Here is a 15,279-nt window from a genome sequence, read left to right as displayed (position 1 = left end):
AGGAACGGACATGGCTGAGCTCTGGAAGTCGCTGCCCTCGTGGGTGCGCAACATCGTCGTCCCGATCGTGGTGCTGATCCTCGCCTGGAACCTGATCTGGTTCGTGATCGGCGCGGTCACCTCGCTGATCGCCTTCCTGGTCAAGGCCCTGGTCCTGGTGGCCGTCGCGGCCGGTGTGGTGATCCTCGTGAAGAAGGCCGCCAAGAGCTGACCCGCGGCGCACGGACGCCGGGCCCGGTACCCCTCGCGGGGGTGCCGGGCCCGTCCGCGTTCCGGCCGTCGCGGGGGAGCCGCCCTGGACCAGCCGGGGGCGGACCGCTACGGTGTTGAACGTTTGTTGCAGGCAAATCCGCCTGTGGACACGGGAGCTCGGAGCACCGGGCTGAGAGGGCGCTGAACGGCACGTCAGGTGCCGGCCGCTGCGCCGACCGCAGGAACCTGACCGGGTAATGCCGGCGTAGGGAGATAGAGGTCTCATGACCACGTTCGACGCACAGCAGAAGTCTGCCCCGAGCGGCGTGACCAGCGCGACCACCGGCTACCCGACCCCCGCCTGGCGCAAGGCGTACCGCGAGGGCTCCCGGCCCGACCTCCGGGTGCCGTACCGCGAGGTGCAGCTGACCAACGGCAAGTCCGTTCCGCTGTACGACACTTCGGGTCCGTACACCGACCCGGCCTACCAGCCCGACGTCCGGCGCGGGCTGCCCGCGCTGCGCGACCCGTGGATCCGCCAGCGCGGGGACGTCGAGGAGTACGACGGCCGGGAGGCCCGGCCCGAGGACGACGGGATCAAGCACACCTCCCCGCGCGGCGGGAACCTGCGCAACCTGGACGCGGTCTTCCCCGGCCGTCCGCGCCGCCCGCTGCGCGGACGTGACGGAGTGCCGGTGACCCAGCTCGCCTACGCGAAGCGCGGGATCGTCACGCCGGAGATGGAGTTCATCGCCCTCCGGGAGGGCCTGGACGCCGAGTTCGTCCGCAACGAGGTGGCGATCGGCCGGGCCGTCATCCCGCTGAACGTGAACCACCCCGAGGTCGAGCCGGCCGTCATCGGCACCAACTTCCTGGTGAAGATCAACGCCAACATCGGCAACTCCGCCGTCACCTCCTCGATCGAGGAGGAGGTGGAGAAGATGACCTGGGCGACCCGCTGGGGCGCCGACACCGTGATGGACCTCTCCACCGGCCGCAACATCCACACCACCCGCGAGTGGATCCTGCGCAACTCCCCCGTGCCGATCGGCACGGTGCCGCTCTACCAGGCGCTGGAGAAGGTGGACGGCAGGGCCGAGGAGCTGAGCTGGGAGGTCTACCGCGACACCATCATCGAGCAGTGCGAGCAGGGCGTCGACTACATGACCGTGCACGCCGGCGTGCTGCTGCGGTACGTCCCGATGACCGCGCGCCGGAAGACCGGCATCGTCTCGCGCGGCGGCTCGATCATGGCGGCCTGGTGCCTGGCGCACCATCAGGAGAACTTCCTCTACACCAACTTCGAGGAACTCTGTGACATCCTCGCGGCCTACGACGTCACCTTCTCGCTCGGTGACGGCCTGCGCCCCGGCTCGACCGCGGACGCCAACGACGAGGCGCAGTTCGCCGAGCTGAGGACGCTCGGCGAGCTCGGCCGGATCGCCCGGGCGCACGATGTCCAGGTGATGATCGAGGGCCCCGGCCACGTCGCGATGAACAAGATCAAGGAGAACATGGATCTCCAGAAGGAGATCTGCGACGAGGCGCCGTTCTACACCCTCGGCCCGCTCACCACCGACGTCGCGCCCGGCTACGACCACATCACCTCGGGCATCGGCGCCGCGATGATCGCCTGGTGGGGCACCGCGATGCTCTGCTACGTCACCCCCAAGGAGCACCTGGGCCTGCCCAACCGGGACGACGTCAAGACCGGCGTGATCACCTACAAGATCGCCGCCCACGCCGCAGACCTGGCCAAGGGCCACCCCGGCGCCTCGGACTGGGACGACGCGCTCTCGGACGCCCGCTTCGAGTTCCGCTGGGAGGACCAGTTCAACCTGGCCCTCGACCCGGAGACGGCCCGCGCCTTCCACGACGAGACGCTGCCCGCCGAGCCCGCCAAGACCGCGCACTTCTGCTCCATGTGCGGCCCGAAGTTCTGCTCGATGAAGATCAGTCAGAAGATCCGCGACGAACACGGCGACGGCTCCACCGCCGTCAGCACCGCCTTCGACGCCGACGCCCTGGCCGGTATGCAGGCCAAGTCGGAGGAGTTCGCCGCCGCCGGAAACCGGGTCTACCTGCCACTCACCGACTGACCGGACACCACCAGGACCGCGCTGCCCCGGGGGGAGGAGGGGATCCCCCGGGGCAGTGCTTCGTCCCCGGTGATGGCGGACGCTCAGACCTGCCAGTGCGGTTTGCCGCTGACCATGCGGCAGGTGAGCAGGCGGCCGGTTGCGTCGTGGGTGCTCCGGCCGAGGTCGGCGTCCCGGCAGAACTGGCCGGCCTTGTAGCAGTTGCCCGCGTTGGAGACGATCTCGCAGGGGCCGGCCGCCGCCGCGGTGGTCGGGGCGTGGGTGGGAGCGCTCGGGGCACTCGGGGCGCTGGTGGTGCGGCGGGGCTCGGCGGGTTTGGGGGTGGCCGGGGGCGCGGGGGCCTTGGTGGCCGGGGTGGTCGCCGCCGGTGCGGGTGGCGGGGTGGTGGCGTCGGCCGTCGGGGTGGCGGACGGGGACGGAACGACGACGGGTGCGGCGGGGGTGGTCTCGGCGGCCGGGCTGGAGACCACGGCGCGGGCCGGGACACCGGTGTCGGTGGGCCCGGGGCCGCAGCCGGTCAGGGCGAAGCCGATCGCGAGGACGAAGCCCGCGGCGGCAGCCAGCCGCCGGTGGCCGGCGGGTATGGACGAGGGCATGACGGTGAGGTGCTCCGATCCGTCTCGGGTGGGCAGACCCGGGAGTCAACCAGAGGACGGGCGCGTTGTTCACCGTTCCGGCACAGATCCCTCACCCGTTGGGAAATCGAGACCTTCCGGCTGGCTCAGACGTCGTCCGGGCCGGTGAAGTCCGGGGAGCTGTACCCGGGGCCGGTGAACTCGGCCGACCGCGGGGTGCGGCCGTCGGCCTCGGTGACGCCCTCGACACCGGGGCTGGTGAAGTCCGGTGAGCTGTAGCCCGGGCCGGTGAACTCGACGGGTCTCGGGGTGCGGCCGTCGGCTTCGGTGACGCCCTCGGCACCTGGGCTGGTGAAGCCGGGGCTGGTGTAACCGTGGTCGTTCGGGCGGGTGTTGGGACGCGGTGCGGGCAGCCCGGCCGGTTCGGTGTAGAGGTTGTCGAGCAGCCAGGGGAGCAGCGCCCGCTCGCGGAGGGCGATCTGCCAGAGCCGCCGGGCCTCGGCGAGGTCGCCGTCCTGCCTCGGGGCGGCGCCGTCCCGGAGGGCGGTCAGCAGCAGCCCGACGCTGCCGACCAGCAGGGCGACCCCGCCCACCGCGAGCGACACCCAACCAGCCGTCACCACCGCGTGTGCCAACGCGAGTTCGGGAGCCGCGCCGCGCATCGCGTAGCCGATCAGCAGCAGCACCACGCCGCCCGTCCCGGCCAGGATCGGGGTCAGCACGGTGAGCACCGGGAGCAGCCCGGCGCCCTCCTCGGAGCGGAGCCGGTCGGTCAGCCCGAGCGGCGCGGGCGGTCCGGCGTCGCGGAGTGCGGTGTACCGCTGGTACTCCGGGTCGGCGGGAGCCGCGATGGTGTCGGCCAGCTGGGCGGCCTTGGTGCGCAGTTGGGCCGAGTTGAGATGTGGCCCGGGTGCCCTGAGCGCCTCGGTGAGGCGGGCGTCGCGCAGGGCCTCGTCCAGGGCCCGGTCGAAGTCCGCTCGGTCTTCGGCCTGCAGGTGCGGGGTGGTGTTGACCACGGGGTACCCCGTTCCGTCGTCGCGGAGGTGCGATGAGAGTGGTGCGGGATGTCGGTGCGAAAGGTCGGTGCGGGATGGGCCGGTGCAGGGTGAAGTGGCGCGCGATCAGCGCGCCGGTGCCTCGATGGTAGGGGTGGGAACCGACCCGGACACAGTCGGTTTCCGGAATTTCAGCTCGTTCGGGACGAGCTCAGAACCGCTCAGTGACAGTTCAGTCCGACCGTCGGGAAGCTCAGTTCAACGGCAGCCGGGCGACCAGCAGCCGCCCGTCCATGGTGACCCCGCCGTCCATCGCGATCGCCAGCTCGTCCGCGTAGATGTACGGGCCGGGGATGTGCGGCGGCGCGCCGTCCTCGGCGTGCGCCGTGCCGGTCAGGTAGGGGATCGGGCTGTGCCCGTGCACCACCCGGTGGCCGCCGTAGGCGCCGAGCAGCTCGTGCACCGCCTGCGCGCCCGCCTCGCCGCGGAAGGCGAACCGCTTGGTGAAGCGGCGGAAGCAGTCCCACCACTCGTCCGCGCCCTCGCCGGCCAGCAGCCGGTGCACCGACTCGTTGACGTCGTCGATGGTGTCGCCGTACTCCAGGTACGCGGTGGTGTCGGAGTGCAGCAGCAGGTGGCCGTCCTCCAGGGCGATCGCGGGGAGCCGGGAGAGCCAGCTGACGTGGTGGGTCTCCAGCCGCTCCAGGTCGGTCTGCTGACCGCCGTTCAGCCGCCAGGCGGCCAGGAAGGAGGCGGTGCCCGCGGTCGACTGGACCGGTTCGTCGCCGTACCGGGCGGCGCCCAGGAAGAGCAGTTCGTGATTGCCCATCAGGGCCCGGCAGTACCCGCCGGCGGCGGCGGCCTCGGCGGCCAGCTGCATCACCAGGTCGATCACGCCGATGCCGTCGGGGCCCCGGTCGGTGAAGTCGCCGAGAAACCAGAGCCGGGACCGCCCGGCGGACCAGTGGCCCTCGGCGTCGATCAGGCCCTGCTGGTGCAGCGCGGCCAGCAGCTCGTCGAGGTAGCCGTGCACGTCGCCGACCACGTACAGCGGGCCGGGCGCCTCGCCGGGCTCGGGCTGCGGGTAGGGGTAGTGCAGCTCCCCGGCCGGGACCGGCGGGCCGAGCTCGATGGTCGGCGGGTCGTCCGACCCGGCCGACTCCCGGTAGGCCGGAGCGGTCTGACCGGCCGTCGGCCAGTGCTGTTCGAGGAAGCGGGCGCCGCCGTATCCGCTGTACGTGGCGTCGTAGCCGTAGCCGCCCACCGGCTCGGGCGGCTCGTAGTAGGAGCCGTACGGGAGCACGTCGAGGTCCTGCTGCTGGCGGGGGCCTGACTCGGGCAGCTCAGGTCCGGGGAGGCGGTCCTCGGGTGTCATTCGCCCATCATAGGAAGAGGCCTCTCCCGTCGTCCTCACCCGGTGCCCACCAATTGCCCGAGGTGCCGCCCGGCGGGTGCCCACCGGTGGTCCGGGGGCGGTCCCGCCGGGCGGCGGGAGGGCGGTGCGCGGTGCGGTCGCGACCGCCGTCAGACCTCCCCCGGCGGGCGGGGCGGGCTGACCGTGGTGCGGGGACTACGGCGTTGCGAGGAGGCACGGATGATCAGTTCGGTGGGCATCAGGGTGCCCGGTGGCGGCCCGGCCGAGGCAGTGCGGAACCGGGGTGGGAAGAGCCGCCCGACGTCCACTCCGGTACCGGAGTCGACTCCCTCGATCGCGTCGATGAGCAGGTTGACCACGGTGGTGCCGATCCGACGGGGTTTCAGCGACAGGGTGGTGATCGGCGGCTCGGTGCCGGCGTACACGTCGCTCTCGCTGCAGCAGACCAGCAGCAGGTCGTCCGGCACCCGCATCCCGTACCGCCGGGCGGCGGCCAGCAGGTCGGTGCCGTTCGGGTCGAAGAGTCCGTAGACCGCGTCCGGCCGGTCGGGCCGGGCGAGCAGTCGGTCGGCGGCCACCGCTCCGGCGGCCGGGTCGTGGGCGGGGTAGGTCTCGTAGACCGGCTCCTGGCCGACCCGGCGGCACCAGTCGAGGTAGGCCTCGGTGGAGAGCCGGGTGTAGGTGTCGGTGGAGGTGCCGGTGAGCAGGCCGATCCGGCGCGCGCCGGCCTCGCTCAGGTGGTCGAGGATGCCGAGCACGGCGGCCTCGTGGTCGTTGTCCACCCAGGCGGTGACCGGGCAGTTGCCCGGCTTGCCGTCGCTGACCACCGGGACTCCGGACCGGTAGAGCTCGCTGACCAGCGGGTCCTGGTCGGGCGGGTCGATGACCACGGTGCCGTCCAGGGCGATGTTGCCCCAGACGTCGTGCCGGGAGGAGGCGGGGAGCACCACCAGGGCGTAGCCCCGGCTGAGTGCCGCGCTGGTCGCGGCTCGCGCCATCTCGGCGAAGTAGGCGAACTCGGTGAAGGTGAACGGCTCCTCGCCGTAGGTGGTGACGGTCAGTCCGATCAGGCCGGACCGGCCCGTGCGCAGGGTGCGGGCGGCGGCGGAGGGGCGGTAGCCGAGGCGCTCGGCCACCTCGCGGACTCGGCTTCTGGTCTCGTCGGGCAGGCGGCCCTTCCCGTTCAGGGCGTCCGAGACCGTGGTGATCGACACTCCGGCGGCTGCTGCCACATCCCGGATGCCGGCCCGTTCCAGTCGCCGCGAAGGGGTGGGTCGCCGACCGCTCTGATTGGCTGCTGCTGTCATGGCGGACCGATCGTATGGCTCATGACGCCCTGTTGTGACCGGGGCCGACCGGAGGGCAGGAGAACCGTTTCTCCATGAGTCATCGCGGTGCAAGCCCTTGGATACCCGCCCTGTTCCAGCCTTCTTACCTCTGACATGTGCCATAGGAACCCGGCAGAATGGCTGATCGGTATCCGTACCCCGAACGAGCAACTCACCCCTACGGGTGAGCGGCCTCGGTATCGTTCGGGGCACCCGACCGGGGTGGTACGGGTGCGCACCAAGGGCCGAGCGCGTACGGCGATCCCGGCCGCGCAGGGCACCGCAGAATTCGCTAAGGAGAGCACCGTGACCGGTACGGCAGCGCAGGGTCCCCGGCTGAGGCCGACCCTGGACGGCATCCCGACCTACAAGCCGGGCAAGCCGGCCAGCGCCGACTCGTACAAGCTGTCCTCCAACGAGAACCCGTACGAGCCGCTCCCCGGCGTGCTGGACGCGGCCGTCGCGGCGGCCGGTTCGTTCAACCGCTACCCGGACATGGCGTCCAGCGAGCTGGTCGCCGAGCTGGCCGGCCGGTTCGGGGTGCCGCTGGAGCACGTCGTGCTCGGCACCGGTTCGGTCGGCGTGGCGCAGTCGCTGGTGCTCTCCACCGCCGGGCCGGGCGACGAGGTGATCTTCGCCTGGCGCTCCTTCGAGGCGTACCCGATCATCACCCAGGTCGCCGGGGCCACCCCGGTCCCGGTCCCGCTCACCGCCGGTGAGGAGCACGACCTGGACGCGATGCTCGCCGCGATCACCCCGCGGACCCGGCTGATCTTCGTCTGCAACCCGAACAACCCGACCGGCACGGTGATCCACCGCGCCGAGCTGGAGCGCTTCCTGGACGCCGTCCCGAGTGACGTGCTGGTCGTGGTGGACGAGGCGTACATCGAGTTCATCCGGGACGAGCGAGTGCCTAACGGCCTCGACCTCTACCGTGACCGCCCCAACGTCTGCGTGCTGCGCACCTTCTCCAAGGCGTACGGCCTGGCGGGCCTGCGGGTCGGCTTCGCCGTCGCGCACGAGCCGGTGGCCACCGCGCTGCGCAAGACCGCCGTCCCGTTCGGGGTCAGCCAGCTCGCCCAGGACGCCGCGGTGGCCTCGCTGCGCGCCGAGGACGCCCTGCTGGTCCGGGTCGAGGCACTGGTCGCCGAGCGCGGCCGGGTGGCCGCCGCGCTGGCCGCCCAGGGCTGGGAACTCGCCGACACCCAGGCCAACTTCGTCTGGCTCCGGCTCGGCGGGCGGACCCTCGACTTCGCCGCCGCCTGCGCCGCCGCCGGCGTCGTGGTCCGCCCGTTCCCCGGCGAGGGCGTCCGGGTCACCATCGGCGAGCCGGCCGGCAACGACCTCTTCCTGGCCACCGCCGAGACCTTCCGCAAGGAGCTCTGAGCCGGGCGTGCGCTGGGCCCGGACGTGGCCCGGCGCACCCCGATGTTCACATCGCCCACACGATTCGATCACGATTGACGCACCGGGTCGGGTGGGTGCGGAGCAGTGGCCGACGATGGAGCGGGGCGGGGTCGCTCGCCCGCTCCCTGCTCGCCGAGAGACCCCAACGTGCGCACTGCCCGGATCATCGCCGCCCTGCTGCTCCCCTTCGCCGCCGTGACCGCCTGCGGCACGAGCGAAACGGCAGTTCCCGAGCGGTCCCCCGAGGATGCGCTCAAGGCTGCCGTCGCCGTGATGGCGCAGGTCGGCAGTGCCGAGGTCACGCTCGACGGTGGCTGGTCGGGCCGGGCGTCCTGGCGGCCCGGCGTACGGCTGACGCTGTCGGGGGCGGCGGACACTCAGCTGCTGGCCCTCGGTGAGGGGTTCTACGTCCGGGCCGCCGACACGGGGGTCCGGACCGGGGGCCGGGCGTGGGAGAAGCTGGCGGGTCCGTTCGAGGGTGCGGGGCGAGGAGAGGCGCTCGGGCTCGGTCCTGCGCTGGCGTTCGGTCAACGGCTGGACCCCGCAGGGGCGTTGGAGCAGGCTGCCCGGGGGAAGGTCACCGAGGTGGGCCGGGAGAACGTCGACGGGGTGGTGGCGACCCACTACCGGGCGGTGCTGAGCGGCGAGGAGTACTTCGCCGACGGGCGCGGCGTGAACGGCGAGTGCCGCCGCACGCTGGCCGCGGCCTTCCGGGCGGGTGGCCCGACCACCGCGACCGTCGACCTCTGGCTGAACGGCGCCGACCAGCTGGTGCGGAAGACCGAGTCCGGCAACCCGACGGTCACCGACGGGAGCAGCACCGTCCGCTACGCGCACCTCGGCACCCCGGTCGAGCTGCAGCCGCCCTCCTCCGTCGACGTCCTGGACCCGATGACCGCCGCCGGGTGAAGGTTGGCCGCCCTGGCTGGGAGTTGGCTGGGAGTGACCCCCGTCCGCCGGGCCGTCCGGCCCCCGCCGAGCGTTGCCGGGGGATATGTCCGGGGCTGACGGTCAGGGAACTCCCAGGTGGGGCACAGGGATTGGCAAGAGCTCGGCGGCAGGCTGGGTGGCATGAAGGCGCTCCCTCGACGGCGTGCTGCCGTCCTCGTCAACTCCGCGCTCGTGGTCGCCCTGCTGGGTGGGGCGGTGGTGGTCTACACCACGCTCGACAGTGGGACCAGTACGGCGGCCAGCAAGTCACCGGTCCGGTCGGCCACCGTCACGAAGGGCACGGTCCTGGCCACGGTGTCCGGATCGGGTGCCCTGTCGTCACCCAGCGACGCCGGCCAGGACTTCGTCACGGGCGGGAAGCTGACCGCCGTGAAGGTCTCGGTCGGGGACGCGGTGAAGAAGGGCGACGTGCTGGCGACGGTGGCCACCACCGACGCGCAGCAGCAGGTGGACGCCGCCAGGAAGGCGCTCACCACGGCCGAGGCGAACCTGACGAAGGCCGAGGCGGGCCAGAAGGTCACCACCAGCACGCCGGGCAAGACCGACGCCCGGACCGGTCAGCAGGCCCCCGCCACCAGCACCACCACCACCGAGGTGGACGAGGCCCAGGTGGCCCAGGCCGAGCAGCAGGTGGAGACGGCGCAGACCAACCTCACCAACGCCCAGACGGCCCTGGCCGGGACCACGCTGACCGCGTCGGTGGACGGCACGGTGGCCTCGGTCGCCGGCAAGGTCGGCGACACGGTGGCCGGCAGCGGCAGCAAGACCACCGGCGGCACCACCACCACCACCAGCTCGGCCCCGACCGGTTTCGTGGTGTTGACCAACCCGACCGGCATGCGGGTCACCGCGAGCTTCTCCGAGCTGGACTCGCTCAAGGTGAAGAAGGGCGCCTCGGCCACCGTCACCCTGAACGCGCAGTCCGACACCAAGCTCAACGCCACGGTGCTGTCGGTGAGTTCACTCCCGAACAGCAGCAGCGGCAGCGGGGCCGGCAGCAGCAGCGCGGTCCAGTACAGCGCGGTCCTGCAGATCACCGGCGACACCAGCAAGCTGCGCACCGGCCTGAGCGCGACCATCTCGGTGATCACCGGTCAGGCCGACAACGCGCTCTCCGTCCCGACCGCCGCCCTCTCCGGCACCGGCAGTTCCCGGACCGCGACGGTGGTCAAGGCGGACGGCAGCACCGAGCGGGTCAGCGTGACCGTCGGGGTCGAGGGCGACAGCACCGTCCAGGTGCTGGAGGGGCTGGCCGAGGGTGACCGGGTCGAACTGGTCAGCACCACGGTCAGCGGCGGCAACGGCTTCCCGAGCGGCAACTTCCCCGGCCTCGGGGTGGCCGGCGGCGGCCAGGGCGGCGGCACCCGCAACGGCGGTACGGGCGGCGCGCGTTGATGGGCGGCAAGCCTCCGGTGATCCAGCTCCGCAGCGTCGCCAAGCGCTACGGCCACGGGGACGCCACCGTGCACGCCCTGCGCGGCCCGGACGGCCCCGACGGCAGCCCGCTCGGCGTCAGCCTGGACATCGAGGAGGGCGACTTCGTCGCCGTGATGGGCAGTTCGGGCTCGGGCAAGTCCACCCTGATGAACATCCTCGGCTGCCTGGACGTCCCGACCGCCGGCCGCTACCTGCTGGACGGCACCGACGTCGGGCACCTGGACGAGCAGCAGCTCTCGCTGGTCCGCAACCGCAAGATCGGCTTCATCTTCCAGTCCTTCAACCTGGTGCCGCGGACCACCGCCCTGGCACAGGTGGAACTCCCGCTCGCCTACGCGGGCGTCCGCTCCGCCGAACGCCGCCGCCGCGCGCTGGCCGCGCTGGAGCGGGTCGGGCTGGCCGACCGGGCCGGGCACAAGCCGAACGAGCTCTCCGGCGGTCAGCAGCAACGTGTCGCGGTGGCAAGGGCGTTGGTGACCGCACCGGCCATGCTGCTGGCGGACGAGCCGACCGGAAACCTGGACAGCCGCTCCACCGACGAGGTGCTCACCATCATCGAAGGACTCAACCGGACCGGCCGCACGGTCGTCCTGATCACCCACGAGGACGAGGTCGCCGAACGCGCCAAGCGCGTGATCCGCCTGGTGGACGGCGCCATCGCCTCGGACGTCCGGCAGGGGGTGGCGGTGTGATCGCCTGGCAGATGATCCGCTTCGCCTTCGGCGGCCTGGCCGCCAACAAGGTCAGGTCCGCCCTGACCATGCTCGGCGTGCTGATCGGGGTGGCCGCCGTGATCCTGCTGCTCGCGGTCGGCAACGGCTCCTCGGTCGCGGTGAAGAACTCCATCACCGCGCTCGGCACCAACTCACTCACCGTCAGCTCCAGCAACCTGCGCGGGTCGGCCACCGCCGCCAAGCCGCTCACGGTCAAGGACGCCAAGGCGCTGGCCGAGGCGCAGGCCCCGGCGATCAAGTCGGTCGCCCCGGTGGTCACCACTTCGGGCACGGCGCTGTACGGGGACATCTCGCACGCGCCGGGATCGATCGTCGGGACCTACCCGGCGTACTTCGAGACCGCCAACCAGAAGATCGCCAAGGGCGACTACTTCTCCAACGACGACGTGCTCAACTCCCGCAAGGTGGCGGTGATCGGCTCCACCACCGCGACCCAGCTGTTCGCCGGCGAGGACCCGGTCGGCAAGCGGATCGTGATCGGCGGCACCCCGTTCACCGTGACCGGGGTGCTGCAGACCAAGGGCAGCAGCGGCTTCAGTGACCCGGACGACGTGGTGATCGCGCCGCTGCCCACGGTGCAGAACGCCTTCACCGGCTTCGGCTCGGTCAACCAGATCCTGGTCCAGGCGAGCAGCGCCGAGTCGACGACCGAGGCACAGGCCGAGATCAGCCGGGTGCTGCTCGGCTCGCACGCGATCGCCGACCCGACCAAGGCGGACTTCCGGATCAGCAACCAGACCTCGCTGCTGACCGCCCGGGAGTCCACCACCAAGACCTTCACCGTGCTGCTCGGCGCGGTGGCCGCGATCTCGCTGCTGGTCGGCGGGATCGGGATCACCAACATCATGCTGGTCACGGTGACCGAGCGGACCAGGGAGATCGGCATCCGCAAGGCGCTCGGCGCCCCCCGGGCCGCCATCCTCGGCCAGTTCCTCACCGAGTCGACGCTGCTCTCCGTGCTCGGAGCGGGGCTCGGGGTGGCGGCCGGCCTGTTCGGGTCGCGGTTCACCATCGTCGGCATCACCCCGGTGGTGATCCCGGAATCCGTGCTCGGGGCGTTCGCGATCGCGGTCGCCATCGGCCTGTTCTTCGGCAGCTACCCCGCCAACCGGGCCGCCGCGCTGCGCCCCATCGACGCCCTCCGTCACGAATAAGGAGCCACCATGACCTCCGAGACTCCGACCACCGACGACCCGCTCGCCACTCCGCCCGACGCCCGGGACGTGTCCGCCGAGCTGGCCGCCGCCCCCCGGCGCAAGCTCCCCTGGCCGACCCTGGTGCTCGCCGGTGCCGTGCTCACCTCGCTCGCCTTCGCGGGCGGCGTCCAGTACCAGAAGAGCAACGGCACCCCGGCCTCCTCGCCGCGCGCGGCCGGCCCCAACCAGCAGCCGGGCGGCCAGAACGGCTACGGCGGCGGCACCCGCCGGGGCCAGAACGGCACCGGCGGCACCACCACCAACCAGCAGCCCGGCTTCACCCGGGGCACCGTCAAGGCGGTGGACGGCTCGACCGTCTACCTGACGGACGCCAACGGGAACACCGTCAAGGTCACCACCACCGATGCCACCAAGGTGCAGCTCGCCAAGGAGGGCAAGGCCGCCGACCTGCAGCCCGGCCAGACGGTCACCGTGGTCGGCACCCCGGACGCCTCCGGCGGGTACACGGCCAGCCAGCTCACCGAGGGTGCGGCCGCGGGCGGCTTCGGCGGGAACCGGCCCGGAGCGGGGGCGCCCTCGCCCGCCCGCTGACCTGATCTCATCAGGTCCTCATCAACCGGGCGTACGCTCCCCGGGCTATCGTCCTTGGAGTACGGCCGAAGGGGACAAGCCCGACCGGGAGGCGGACCAGCAGTGCAACGGACAGCGACCACGCCCATGAGCCCGACCAGCGCCGCCACCGGCGAGGCGTACCTGCTGGTGGTGGACGACGAGCCGAACATCCGCGAACTGCTCTCCGCCTCCCTCCGGTTCTCCGGATTCCGGGTGGCCTCGGCGGCCACCGGTGAGGAGGCGCTCAGCTCGATCGCGGCCGAGCGCCCCGACCTGGTGGTGCTCGACGTGATGCTGCCGGACCTGGACGGCTTCACCGTGGTCGAGCGGCTCCGCGAGCAGGCCCAGTGGCCGCAGCCGGTGGACCACGTGCCGGTGCTCTTCCTCACCGCCAAGGACGGCACCACCGACAAGGTGCACGGCCTGGCGGCCGGCGCGGACGACTACGTCACCAAGCCGTTCAGCCTGGAGGAGCTGATAGCCCGGATCAGGGCGATCCTGCGCCGGGCCGGCGGACCGGTCGAGGACGGCCGGCTGACGGTCGGTGACCTGACCCTCGATCCGACCGCGCACGAGGTGACCAGGGCGGACCAGCCGATCGGCCTCTCGCCGACCGAGTTCAAGCTGCTGCACTACCTGATGGCCAACGTGAACCGGGTGGTCTCCAAGGCGCAGATCCTGGACCACGTCTGGGCCTACGACTTCGGCGGCGACCTCTCCATCGTCGAGTCGTACGTCTCCTACCTGCGCCGCAAGCTCGACTCGGGCCCGGCGCACGGCCCCAAGCTGATCCACACCGTCCGCGGCATCGGCTACGCGCTCCGCCGCCCGCTGTCGTAGATGTCCCGGGTCTCGCTCCGCACCAGGCTGCTGCTGCTCACCCTGCTGCTGGTCATCACCGGCCTGGCGGCCAGCGACGTCTTCGTGCTCGGCACCGTCCGGGGCAACCTGGTGGACCGGGCGGACGAGCAGCTCCAGCGGTTCGCCGAGCCGCTCTCCCGCCGCGACCCGGAGCGCGCCCTGGAGGCCCGCCAGCTCAACCAGGCGGCCAACCGCCGGCTCGCCCCGGCGCTGCCCAGCCAGTACCTGGTGCAGTTCCTGGGCGCCGACGGCAGCGTCGACCAGGTGCTCCGCGAACCGATGAGCGACGCCGACCCCGGCCCCCGCCTCGCCGGTCTGGGCCCGCTCGACCGGCCCTTCGACGCCCCCGGCGAGCACCCGGGCCACCGCTGGCGGGTGCTCGTGCTGCCGATCGCCAAGAGCACCCCGAGCACCTCGAAGTACGTGCTGACCGCGATCTCGCTCGACGACGTCGACTCCACCGTCTCCCGGCTGGAGACCTCCTTCCTCGCGATCGGCGGCGTGGTGCTGCTGCTGATCACCGCCCTCGGCGCGGTCGCCGTCCGGGCCGGGCTGCGCCCGCTGTCCCGGATCGAGCAGGACGCCGAGCTGATCGCCACCGGCGGCCTCTCGCACCGGATCACCCAGCCCCCGACCACCACCGAGGTGGGCCGGCTCACCGCCGCGCTGAACAGCATGCTCGGCCAGCTCGAATCGGCCTTCGCCGCCCGGGCCCGCTCGGAGGCCCGGATGCGCCGCTTCGTCGCCGACGCCTCGCACGAGCTGCGGACCCCGCTCGCCGGCATCCGGGGCTTCGCCGAACTGCACCGGATGGGCGCCCTCCAGGACACCGACCGGGCGATGGACCGGATCGAGTCCGAGGCGATCCGCCTCGGCACCCTGGTCGAGGACCTGCTGACACTCGCCCGGCTGGACGAGGAGCGCCCGCTCGACCTGGCGCCGATGGACCTCCGCACGCTGGCGGCCGACGCCCTGCACGACCTGACCGCGCTGGACCCGGGCCGCCCGGTCTCGCTCACCGGCCCGGCCGGCACCGGCGCCCCCCAACCCGCCCCGGTGCTCGGTGACGAGGCCAGGCTCCGCCAGGTGGTCACCAACCTGGTCGGCAACGCGGCGAAGCACACCCCGCCCGGCACCCCGGTCCGGATCGGCGTGGGCCGGACCGCCGCCCACTGCGTGCTCGAGGTGGCCGACTCGGGACCGGGTCTGACCCCGGATCAGTCCGCCCAGATCTTCGACCGGTTCTACCGGGTCGACCTCTCCCGCAGCCGCCAGGACGGCGGCGGCGCCGGTCTCGGCCTGGCCATCGCCCACGCCCTCACCAGCGCGCACCACGGCTCCCTGACGGTGGAGTCCGGCGTGGGCGAGGGCGCGGTCTTCCAGCTCCGGCTGCCCCCGGCCTGACCCCGGTGTTCGAACCGACCTAAGCATCGTGGATACTCTCCTTGTGAACGTGAACACGTTCACAAGCGGACAAGCTTGATCGCATCTGAGCCCAAATCTGCTAAAGATGCTATCTGTCCGTTATGTGTGAAACATCACCGGCCGGAGAGAGG

Annotated in this window: 14 protein-coding genes and 1 riboswitch; of the genes, 10 read left to right on the top strand and 4 right to left on the bottom strand. The window is 72.1% G+C overall.

Annotated elements, in window-relative coordinates; all coding sequences use genetic code 11:
• Positions 1 to 10: 10 nt before the first annotated feature.
• On the top strand, positions 11 to 211 hold the full coding sequence (locus ACIRPK_RS18755; protein WP_403040029.1) for a DUF5326 family protein: 201 nt from the start codon (positions 11 to 13) through the stop codon (positions 209 to 211).
• A 140-nt stretch (positions 212 to 351) separates the two neighbouring features.
• Positions 352 to 481: riboswitch (TPP riboswitch) on the top strand.
• Positions 477 to 2,291, top strand: coding sequence for a phosphomethylpyrimidine synthase ThiC (thiC, locus tag ACIRPK_RS18750; protein ID WP_403040026.1), 1,815 nt, complete (start codon positions 477 to 479; stop codon positions 2,289 to 2,291). Its footprint overlaps the riboswitch before it by 5 nt.
• An 83-nt stretch (positions 2,292 to 2,374) precedes the next feature.
• Here the strand turns inward: thiC and ACIRPK_RS18745 are convergent, their stop codons facing one another.
• The 4 genes from ACIRPK_RS18745 to ACIRPK_RS18730 form a co-directional block, all read right to left on the bottom strand.
• Entirely contained in the window at positions 2,375 to 2,887 is a 513-nt protein-coding gene (locus ACIRPK_RS18745; protein ID WP_403040023.1) for a hypothetical protein, read from the bottom strand.
• Positions 2,888 to 3,012: 125 nt separating this feature from the next.
• Positions 3,013 to 3,882 carry a hypothetical protein gene (locus tag ACIRPK_RS18740; RefSeq protein WP_403040021.1) on the bottom strand — a complete coding sequence of 290 codons (870 nt, stop codon included), beginning with the start codon at positions 3,880 to 3,882 and terminating at the stop codon, positions 3,013 to 3,015.
• 232 nt (positions 3,883 to 4,114) lie between these two features.
• Positions 4,115 to 5,236 (bottom strand): metallophosphoesterase, encoded by a 1,122-nt coding sequence (locus ACIRPK_RS18735; RefSeq protein ID WP_403040018.1) that lies wholly within the window; start codon positions 5,234 to 5,236, stop codon positions 4,115 to 4,117.
• A 149-nt stretch (positions 5,237 to 5,385) separates the two neighbouring features.
• Positions 5,386 to 6,543, bottom strand: a complete 1,158-nt coding sequence (locus ACIRPK_RS18730) for a LacI family DNA-binding transcriptional regulator (RefSeq protein ID WP_403040015.1) — start codon at positions 6,541 to 6,543, stop codon at positions 5,386 to 5,388.
• Between the two features lie 327 nt (positions 6,544 to 6,870).
• On the opposite strand from ACIRPK_RS18730, the gene hisC reads away from it, so the two are divergent.
• The 8 genes from hisC to ACIRPK_RS18690 all read left to right on the top strand — a co-directional run bounded on the left by hisC (position 6,871) and on the right by ACIRPK_RS18690 (position 15,127).
• On the top strand, positions 6,871 to 7,950 hold the full coding sequence (gene hisC, locus ACIRPK_RS18725; protein ID WP_403040012.1) for a histidinol-phosphate transaminase: 1,080 nt from the start codon (positions 6,871 to 6,873) through the stop codon (positions 7,948 to 7,950).
• 168 nt (positions 7,951 to 8,118) lie between these two features.
• On the top strand, positions 8,119 to 8,880 hold the full coding sequence (locus ACIRPK_RS18720; RefSeq protein ID WP_403040010.1) for a hypothetical protein: 762 nt from the start codon (positions 8,119 to 8,121) through the stop codon (positions 8,878 to 8,880).
• A gap of 162 nt (positions 8,881 to 9,042) precedes the next feature.
• Positions 9,043 to 10,317 carry an efflux RND transporter periplasmic adaptor subunit gene (locus ACIRPK_RS18715; protein WP_403040007.1) on the top strand — a complete coding sequence of 425 codons (1,275 nt, stop codon included), beginning with the start codon at positions 9,043 to 9,045 and terminating at the stop codon, positions 10,315 to 10,317.
• Positions 10,317 to 11,051, top strand: a complete 735-nt coding sequence (locus ACIRPK_RS18710; protein WP_403040005.1) for an ABC transporter ATP-binding protein — start codon at positions 10,317 to 10,319, stop codon at positions 11,049 to 11,051. Before ACIRPK_RS18715 ends, ACIRPK_RS18710 begins: the two co-directional genes overlap by 1 nt.
• Complete coding sequence (locus ACIRPK_RS18705) at positions 11,048 to 12,247, top strand: ABC transporter permease (RefSeq protein ID WP_403040003.1); 1,200 nt, start codon at positions 11,048 to 11,050, stop codon at positions 12,245 to 12,247. The genes ACIRPK_RS18710 and ACIRPK_RS18705 overlap by 4 nt, the downstream gene beginning before the upstream one ends.
• 9 nt (positions 12,248 to 12,256) lie before the next feature.
• Positions 12,257 to 12,841, top strand: coding sequence for a DUF5666 domain-containing protein (locus tag ACIRPK_RS18700; RefSeq protein WP_403040000.1), 585 nt, complete (start codon positions 12,257 to 12,259; stop codon positions 12,839 to 12,841).
• A gap of 126 nt (positions 12,842 to 12,967) precedes the next feature.
• The gene (locus tag ACIRPK_RS18695; RefSeq protein WP_403039998.1) at positions 12,968 to 13,702 is read left to right on the top strand and encodes a response regulator transcription factor; all 735 of its coding nucleotides are present in this window, start codon (positions 12,968 to 12,970) and stop codon (positions 13,700 to 13,702) included.
• The gene (locus tag ACIRPK_RS18690; RefSeq protein WP_403039995.1) at positions 13,703 to 15,127 is read left to right on the top strand and encodes a sensor histidine kinase; all 1,425 of its coding nucleotides are present in this window, start codon (positions 13,703 to 13,705) and stop codon (positions 15,125 to 15,127) included.
• The last annotated feature ends 152 nt before the right edge of the window (positions 15,128 to 15,279 follow it).

The sequence above is a fragment of the Kitasatospora sp. NPDC101801 genome, from assembly GCF_044766665.1.
Classification (GTDB): Bacteria; Actinomycetota; Actinomycetes; order Streptomycetales; family Streptomycetaceae; genus Kitasatospora.
The sequence above is the reverse complement of the archived record's forward strand: the minus strand, read 5'-3'. Positions and strand labels throughout refer to the sequence as shown.

What these genes read in the sequence shown, in the direction of transcription:
- ACIRPK_RS18755 (WP_403040029.1), top strand. Translation starts at nt 11, where the DNA reads ATGGCTGAGCTCTGGAAGTCGCTGCCCTCGTGGGTGCGCAACATCGTC.
- thiC (WP_403040026.1), top strand. Translation starts at nt 477, where the DNA reads ATGACCACGTTCGACGCACAGCAGAAGTCTGCCCCGAGCGGCGTGACC.
- ACIRPK_RS18745 (WP_403040023.1), bottom strand. Translation starts at nt 2,887, where the DNA reads ATGCCCTCGTCCATACCCGCCGGCCACCGGCGGCTGGCTGCCGCCGCG.
- ACIRPK_RS18735 (WP_403040018.1), bottom strand. Translation starts at nt 5,236, where the DNA reads ATGACACCCGAGGACCGCCTCCCCGGACCTGAGCTGCCCGAGTCAGGC.
- ACIRPK_RS18730 (WP_403040015.1), bottom strand. Translation starts at nt 6,543, where the DNA reads ATGACAGCAGCAGCCAATCAGAGCGGTCGGCGACCCACCCCTTCGCGG.
- ACIRPK_RS18715 (WP_403040007.1), top strand. Translation starts at nt 9,043, where the DNA reads ATGAAGGCGCTCCCTCGACGGCGTGCTGCCGTCCTCGTCAACTCCGCG.
- ACIRPK_RS18710 (WP_403040005.1), top strand. Translation starts at nt 10,317, where the DNA reads ATGGGCGGCAAGCCTCCGGTGATCCAGCTCCGCAGCGTCGCCAAGCGC.
- ACIRPK_RS18700 (WP_403040000.1), top strand. Translation starts at nt 12,257, where the DNA reads ATGACCTCCGAGACTCCGACCACCGACGACCCGCTCGCCACTCCGCCC.
- ACIRPK_RS18695 (WP_403039998.1), top strand. Translation starts at nt 12,968, where the DNA reads ATGAGCCCGACCAGCGCCGCCACCGGCGAGGCGTACCTGCTGGTGGTG.
- ACIRPK_RS18690 (WP_403039995.1), top strand. Translation starts at nt 13,703, where the DNA reads ATGTCCCGGGTCTCGCTCCGCACCAGGCTGCTGCTGCTCACCCTGCTG.